The sequence below is a fragment of the Streptomyces sp. NPDC054796 genome, from assembly GCF_053611545.1.
The window spans coordinates 19,832-27,157 of sequence record NZ_JBSHAO010000081.1 but is presented as its reverse complement, the minus strand read 5'-3'; the positions used below and the strand labels follow the sequence as shown (position 1 = coordinate 27,157).

Annotated in this window: 5 protein-coding genes and 1 pseudogene; 4 read left to right on the top strand and 2 right to left on the bottom strand. The window is 67.3% G+C overall.

Features of this window, described 5'->3' with window-relative positions; translation table 11 throughout:
* Positions 1-436 precede the first annotated feature (436 nt).
* Entirely contained in the window at positions 437-1,636 is a 1,200-nt protein-coding gene (locus ACWGJ2_RS37205) for a cation:proton antiporter (RefSeq protein ID WP_453350807.1), read from the top strand.
* A 77-nt stretch (positions 1,637-1,713) separates the two neighbouring features.
* On the opposite strand, the gene ACWGJ2_RS37200 is transcribed toward ACWGJ2_RS37205, so the two are convergent.
* Positions 1,714-2,538, bottom strand: coding sequence for a DedA family protein (locus ACWGJ2_RS37200; RefSeq protein WP_453350806.1), 825 nt, complete (start codon positions 2,536-2,538; stop codon positions 1,714-1,716).
* Positions 2,539-3,353: 815 nt separating this feature from the next.
* Here ACWGJ2_RS37200 and ACWGJ2_RS37195 point away from each other — a divergent pair.
* The 3 genes and pseudogenes from ACWGJ2_RS37195 to ACWGJ2_RS37185 all read left to right on the top strand — a co-directional run bounded on the left by ACWGJ2_RS37195 (position 3,354) and on the right by ACWGJ2_RS37185 (position 5,391).
* Positions 3,354-4,499 (top strand): hypothetical protein, encoded by a 1,146-nt coding sequence (locus tag ACWGJ2_RS37195; protein ID WP_453350805.1) that lies wholly within the window; start codon positions 3,354-3,356, stop codon positions 4,497-4,499.
* Between the two features lie 183 nt (positions 4,500-4,682).
* Positions 4,683-4,751 (top strand): annotated as a pseudogene (locus tag ACWGJ2_RS37190) (hypothetical protein); the annotation flags it as partial.
* Positions 4,752-5,016: 265 nt separating this feature from the next.
* Positions 5,017-5,391: an SseB family protein gene (locus ACWGJ2_RS37185; RefSeq protein ID WP_453350804.1), complete on the top strand. Its 375-nt coding sequence runs from the start codon at positions 5,017-5,019 to the stop codon at positions 5,389-5,391.
* Between the two features lie 266 nt (positions 5,392-5,657).
* Here the strand turns inward: ACWGJ2_RS37185 and ACWGJ2_RS37180 are convergent, their stop codons facing one another.
* Positions 5,658-6,578, bottom strand: a complete 921-nt coding sequence (locus ACWGJ2_RS37180) for a hypothetical protein (RefSeq protein ID WP_453350803.1) — start codon at positions 6,576-6,578, stop codon at positions 5,658-5,660.
* Positions 6,579-7,326: the final 748 nt, after the last annotated feature.

The window sequence follows — 7,326 nt, the reverse complement described above, 5'->3', positions numbered from 1 at the left end:
CCCCCCAGGTCATCCGTGCGACAGGGGGCAAAAGTCATGCCGGGCCCGGAGGCCAGCGGCCCTCTTACAGGACCACGAAAAACATAACGGGGCGGCGGGCGGGGGGCGAGGGCCCGCACTTTGCCGTTCCTTGCCGCGTCTCCCCGTCGCTTCATGAGGCGCACGAGGCCCAGGTCACCCGCCGTGACCTGGGCCTTCGCATGTTTTCCACAGGGCAGGGTTGCGGCGAAGGGTCCTTTGTTAAACTAAGTATTGACGCTGTCTTGACGCACACTTGACCGAGACATAGTGCCCGAAGTCGCGCCAGACCGGAGTTGTCCGGACGCCAAGCCAAGGAGGAACCATCCGCTCGCTGACGCCCGCCCGGCCCGGCCCCCGCCCGTCCTCACCCCTCGGCGGTGAGTGACCGATGGGACACGCTGACACCCTGCTCGCCATGGGCGGCGCCTTCGTCGCCGCCGCCGTCCTCGCCCGCCTCGGCAACCGAATAGGTCTGCCGACGATCCCGCTGTTCATCCTCGCCGGGATACTCCTCGGCCCGAACACGCCCGGCTTCGTCCTGCTCAAGGACCCGCACGATCTGGAGATGCTCTCCGCGCTGGGCCTCGTGCTGCTGCTCTTCTATCTCGGCCTCGAATTCCACATGGACGATCTGAAGACCGGCGGGCGCAAGATGGCCCTGGCGGGCGGCGCGTATCTGGCGCTCAACGTCGGAGCGGGTCTGGCCTTCGGCTTCCTGCTCGGCTGGGGGACGTCGGAGGCGCTGGTCCTCGCGGGCGTGCTGGGCATATCGTCCTCGGCGATCGTCACGAAGGTCCTCGTCGACCTCGGACGCATCGGCAATCCCGAGACGAAGCCGATCCTCGGCATCATCGTGGTCGAGGACATCTTCCTGGCGCTCTATCTCGCCGCGCTCCAGCCGGTACTCTCCGGCGCGGAGGACCTCGCGGCGGCCGCGCTCCAGATAGGCAAGGCGTTCGGCTTCCTGCTGGTGCTGGCCATCGCGGCGCGGTACGGGACGAAGGTCATCGGCAGGCTCTTCGCCACCAAGGACAACGAGCTGCTGGTCATCTCCTTCCTCGGCGCGGCGGTCCTGGTCGCGGGCATCGCCGAGGAGTTCGGGGTCGCCGACGCGATCGGCGCGTTCATGGTCGGCCTCATGCTGGGCAACACCGCGTCCGGTGAGCGCATCCGCGAACTGGTACACCCCCTGCGCGACGCGTTCGGCGCGATCTTCTTCTTCGGCTTCGGCCTCTCCATCGACCCCGGCGATCTGCCGACGGTGCTGTGGCCCGTCCTGATCGCCGTGGTGGTCACGCTGATGATGAACGTCCTGGCAGGGCTGGCGGCGGCGCGGCTGTACGGGTTCGGGGCGCAGCCGACGGCCAACATCTCGACCACCCTGCTGGCGCGGGGCGAGTTCGCGCTGATCCTCGCGACGATGGCGGCGGCGGCCGGGCTCGACGACCGCCTCTCGCCGTTCATCGCGGGCTACGTCCTGATCCTCGCCGTGATCGCCCCCCTCATCGCGGGGCGCTCCCACTGGCTGGCCCGGATCCTCCCCGGAGGCCGCGACCCGGAACCCCCGAGGGACCCCTCACCGGAAGACGGAGCCCTGGCCAAGTCAGCGTCTTAGCGCGGGGCAACGAGAAGGGCCCGCTCCCCGTGAGGGGGCGGGCCCGAGAGCAACAGCGCAGGATCAGCGGCGGAGGATCAGCGGCGGGCGTGCCGTCCGCCGCGTCCCCGCGAGGGGTCAACGGGCGGAGGCGGCACCGCACCCGGCGCACCCGGAACACCAGGTGCACCCGGAACATCGCCCGCGCCCGGAACTCCCGGCGTGCCCGGAACACCGGCCGCACCCGGCACGGGACCCGCGCCCGCACCCGCGCCCCCTGCGGCAGCCGCGGCGGCCTTCTTCGAGCCGCGCCGCGCCCGCAGATACTCGATCACGATCGGCACCACGGACAGCAGCACGATCCCGACGAGCATCGCCTCGATGTTGTCGCGTACGAACGCGATCTGCCCGAGTCCGGCCCCCAGCAGCGTGACGCCCGCCCCCCACAGCACGCCACCGATGATGTTGTACGTGACGAACACGCGGTACTGCATCCGGCTCACGCCCGCGATGATCGGCGTGAACGTCCGCACGATCGGCACGAAGCGCGCCAGCACCAGCGACTTCGCGCCGTGCTTCTCGAAGAAGTCGTGCGCCTTCTCGACGTTCTCCTGCTTGAACAGCCGCGAATCCGGCCGCTTGAAGAGCGCGGGCCCGACCTTCCGCCCGAACAGATAGCCCACCTGGTCACCGAGCACCGCGGCGATCACGACCAGGGTGCACACCAGCCACAGCGGGTAGTGCAGATACTGGTCGGTCGCGACGAGAAGTCCCGTGGTGAAGAGCAGCGAGTCACCGGGAAGGAAGAAACCGATCAGGAGACCGGACTCCGCGAAGACAATGACCAGGATCCCGATCAGGCCGAATGTCTGGATCAGGTAGTCCGGGTCCAGCCAGGAGGGTCCTAGCGCGAGCTGGGTCACAGGAGGGGCTCCTCATCAGGGCCGCGCACGGGCTGCGGCGCGGGCGTGGATTACCCCACGCTACCAACGTTCCCCGTACGCCCGACCCCCGTGCCCGTACCCCTCGTACCCGGACGGCGAGCCGCGGCCGACGCCGGAACGGGCGGCCCGGCGTCGGCCGCGGCACGCCCGGCGTCCGCCACCACGGCGTTCCCGTTCTTTACGCCGACACGTCGACGAAACAACCACCGTACTCTTCTGTGCCTATTTCAAGCACTTTCCGAGCGGAATCCAGTGCATTGGAGGGAGTTCTGGTCAGGAGCGGCAAGGATAGTTACGCTTGCCGAGAAGTCACCGCACTCCTGGACGAAAGGAGGTTTTGCGTTGGACAAAGAGTCCGGAACGCGTCTTCACCGCTCCCACCGAGGCTGCTAAGTACCGCGCGGTCGCCGAAAAAACCGACCGTGACGCTGGAATGCATATGCCACCACAGTCTCCCGCCCCCGGAACGGTACGCATCCGGACCTTCCGCAGGCCCAGGACCAGCGCGTAACCTCCGCGTTCCCGCATCGCGGAATTCCCGGTAACCGACCGTCCCCGGCGATTCGAGTACGGATTCCGGCCTTTTTCCATCCGGATCGGGCCGAGATCGAGAACAGGACCGGGAACGAGATCAGGGAACGAGACCGGTACGGTGCTCCACCGAAGATTTTCCCGTGCACGTGAATTCCGGGTGCCCGGCAATGGATCGCGCCTCGGGCACCTTCAGCGCCCTCTGTCCGCTGTCACGGAGGCTGGACGGACTTGAGCAAGCGGAAGCTGAGGAGAAGCGACGCATGAACCCCACCGACTTACCCGTGGGCCTGTCGGCCCGGGAACTGCCCCGCACCTCTCCCGGCCCCGGCCCGATGCCCCGTGCGACGGCCGCTGAGCAACCCTGCGTGCCCCGCACACTGGCCGTACGGGTGCACATCCCCGCCGTACGGCCGGGCGAACTGCGGCACGCGCTGCGCGCCACGCTGCGGACCATGCCCGTACTGACCACGGCGTCCGCCGCGACCCCGGCGGGGAGCGGCCCCGCGACGTCACCACCGGCACCGGCACCGGCACCGCCGTCGGCACCGGAGGACGACTGGTACCGGACACGTTCCGGCTCATGGGCCCTGACGGTGGGCGGGCTGCGGGCCGTGCTGAAGATCCCCTGGGACGGGCCCGAACTCGACATCCGCTGCGACATCTCCGTCGCCGACCCGCTGACGGTCAGCCACCTGCTGGCGGAGGTCGCGCGGCGGCTCCGCGACGGCGTGCCGCCCGAGCCCTCCCCCCAGCTCCACCCCGCGAGGGCGCACCGGGCACACGGCGCGGCCCTCTCCCCCGCCGCCACCGGCCCCTCGCCGCTGCGGCGCAGACACGCCTCGTCCTCGTACCCCGTGCCGACGCGCCTGTGGCCGCGCGACACCGACCGCACCCCGGCCGAGGTCGCCCACCTCGCGCTGCGGGCCATGTTCGGCGCGTGGGAGCCCGCGGCGCCGCTGGCGGTCCTGTCCGACGGCCGGGACGCCGCCGACCCCTCCCGGACACGGCCAAGACCCCGCGTTCTCGCCGACCCCTTCGCCCTCGCCTTCTCCCCCGCGACGACATGGCGCGAGGCCCTCACGTCCCCTGTCACCGGCACGGGCACGGGCACCGGCACCGGCCACCCGGGCAGCAGCACGGCGCCGGCCCCGGAACCGGCGTTCGCCTTCAGCTACGTCGGCCCCCCGCTCGTCCCCGCCGGGTGGCTCCTGCTGTCGTGGTCGTACCCCGTCACGGAGGCCATCCACTTCACCCTCGGCACCTCGGCGGGCCACTACCGCCTCCACGCCGAATCCACGGGCACCCCGGACAAGCCCCGCCTGGACCGCCTCATCACGACATGGCGCACCACCTTGCAAAGGGCCGCCTCCGCCCCGGACACCTCTCTGGCGGAACTGTGCCCATAGAGGCCCCGGACAGGCCATTCCGTAATCCTTTCCCAACCGGGATCGCGGACATCAGACCGGTGACGGCCACACAAAAAGGGATGCACTTCCGAGATCCAACCGAGGCCGACCTGGAAAAGGTATTGAACAGAGAATGACAGCACCGTTCTGACCTCGCCGAACCGTCACTCTTGGAAACCCGCGATGATCCGGCACGGCGAGGACCGCCACCGCCTCGTTCTCGCCATCCACCACACTCTCACCGACGGCTGGTCGCTCTCGATTCTCGTGGACGAACTGGTCGCGCTCTACGAGAACAGGGCCGACGACGAGCCGCGGACCGACTTCCTCCAGCGGCTTTTCGACGAACAGGCGGCGCTCCTCCCGCACGAACACCTCAGCCTGCCGGAGGTGCGACGGCTCGCCGGGTCCAGGGACCTGTTCGACACGCTGACGGCACCCTGCGGGGAAGCTCACAGCACGGCCACCGGACGCTCGTGCGATCATGCCCACGAGCAGTCATGGGGGAGAAGAAGCAATGTCGTTGCGCGACCTGATACACGCCGAAGCACAGCCATCGAGCTCCGGCCCCGCCCGCCTGGCGGCCCTGCGCGACGCCCGCCTCTACTTCCAGCGCCCCGAGAACCCGGGCTTCCTCGTCTCAGAAACGGTGGAGGGCCCGGTGGTCCCGGTCTTCACCTCCTGGGAACGCCTGGCCCTCTTCGCGGGAGCCTGCCCCTGGGCCTCCACCACAGCCACCGACCTGGTGACCCTCCTCCCGGACGGAGTCCGCGCCCTGGTCAACCCCCTGGGCCCCCACCCCTTCGTCCTGGACGCGGAGACACTGCGGGACGCGGAGGAGAACGGGGATGGCCACGGGGACGTGACGGACGGGGCCCCCGAGGCCGGGTGACGAGCCCGAAGTCCTTGTGCCGCTCGATCAGTTTCAGGGCGTCGATGACCTGCGGCCCGATCCGGGCGAAGGCGTCGGCCGCACCGCAAGCGCCCGGACCTGCTTCAGCTCGGCCGGCGCCGGTCTTGGGGTGCCGGTAAGAACGCTGTGGGTGTCCCGGCCGGGGCCATGCGGTCGGTGAGGAACAGTGGGCCGTGGGTGCGGCGTGCGAAGAACGGCACCACCCCGGAGCCCTCACGAGCTGCTGGCCAGCACGGACACCGGAACTACAGTCTTCGTGCCGGTTTCCTCACAAAAGACTTGAGGCGATCACCCAGCCTCGTGACGGGCGACGCTGAAGAACCGGAGAAAACGGCGGCCTGGTTGCTGGTGTTGTTAATAGAGGTGGGCAGCCTTGCTGCCGCAGCAATCGCCTGCTGTGACCGTCGGCTTTGGACCAATTCCTTTAGGGACGAGGTGATTGCCTGACCGGCTGAAAGCCGCTCGGTGATGGACTCTAGGGCTTGCTTGGTCTGGTCGTCCCAGGAAAGAAGGGTGGCGGAGCTTCCGGCCCGAACGATGCAATCTTTGATGGCGTCGGCCACGGTGGAAATGCCACCACCTGACGTGTGCATATGCGATTCGACTTCGCGAAGCATTATCTTTTGGACTCGACCATTTCCTACACCGGCACCGGCCCACTTTTCCCGAAATTCTTTTGCTGCCACTTCACCGCAGACTTTGTGCATCCATTCGAGATTTCCTTCAAAGTACTCGCGGTTGATGGTATTTATCTGAAGGCCGTCCACTTCGACTGCCGACAATGAAGAAGCAAGTGTCCTATCGTTGACCGCTACCGCTACTATGTCGGCCGGGGGAGTTCGCTGCGTGGTGATCTGTTCATCCTGAAAGAACCACCGTTCCGGACGATGGCTCTTGTCAGTGCGTATCGCGACCGCAAAGCGGGAAGACTCCATCGTATACCTCAAGAATGAGTTATAAAGCTTGCCTTCCTTGGCGGTTGAACCGGGGGACCTTGACACGCATACCTGCCACCACTCACCGTCCTCGGACTGATACGAGGCCGGCAGCCCCTCATGTAGGATTTTATCCAGAACCCCAAAGTCCATGGATTGGACTGCATGCCACTTAATTGAGGGATCGTCAAGAGCATCCAAGAACTCCAGTCTTTTCGAGTCCTCGAGCATCGGTACCACTCCTTCGATTGGCTACGCGGCTCTGACCTGAACGTCCAGGCGGCGTCAAGAACATGGCCGAGCTATAGCTCACAAACGACCCTCGCACCAGTCGGGTTCATCGCGGGTGGCTGAGGCCGGTGAATGCCTTCAGGTCGCGACGGTTGGCCGTTCACAGCACGCCAGGGCCGCTGCGCAGACGCTCCAGGCACGGAACTTGTTCGGACCCAAGTTCGAGTCTGGATGGCAACATGGCCGGCTCGACAGGGAGGCATCGGAACCCTCTATGGCAGCCGGAACTCTGCCATGGCCTCCTCCAGCCGGGGCCGCCGGCCTCCGAGTGCGCGTGGGGCACCACGGCGACGTCGCCTCCACAGCACCACCCGCACGTACGGTCATGTAGGCCCACCACACCCATGTCGGTGCGACCAGCAGACCGTAGATGGACCCCCACCATCCAGGCGAGGTCGGTCGCGAGCTGGTCTTGCAGTTGTGCTGCCTGGCTCATCCGCCACCCCAGTCCGTGTACGGGTCGGCACCAAGGCCTCGGATCAACAGACCGGGAACGGACGGTTCCCTGTCCGGGTTCCACACAGCCGGCCCTCCGCCCGGCACCGGAACACGAAAAAGCCCAGGTCACACAAAGTGTGACCTGGGCCCTAAATGAGCCGCCTAAGGGAATCGAACCCTTGACCTACGCATTACGAGTTGTCCGATCATGGTCCGCAGACGTCCAGGAAGGTCCATCTGCGCAGGCCAG

Coding starts and splice junctions, on each gene's coding strand:
- ACWGJ2_RS37205 (WP_453350807.1), top strand. CDS start 437: ATGGGCGGCGCCTTCGTCGCCGCCGCCGTCCTCGCCCGCCTCGGCAAC.
- ACWGJ2_RS37195 (WP_453350805.1), top strand. CDS start 3,354: ATGAACCCCACCGACTTACCCGTGGGCCTGTCGGCCCGGGAACTGCCC.
- ACWGJ2_RS37185 (WP_453350804.1), top strand. CDS start 5,017: ATGTCGTTGCGCGACCTGATACACGCCGAAGCACAGCCATCGAGCTCC.
- ACWGJ2_RS37180 (WP_453350803.1), bottom strand. CDS start 6,578: ATGCTCGAGGACTCGAAAAGACTGGAGTTCTTGGATGCTCTTGACGAT.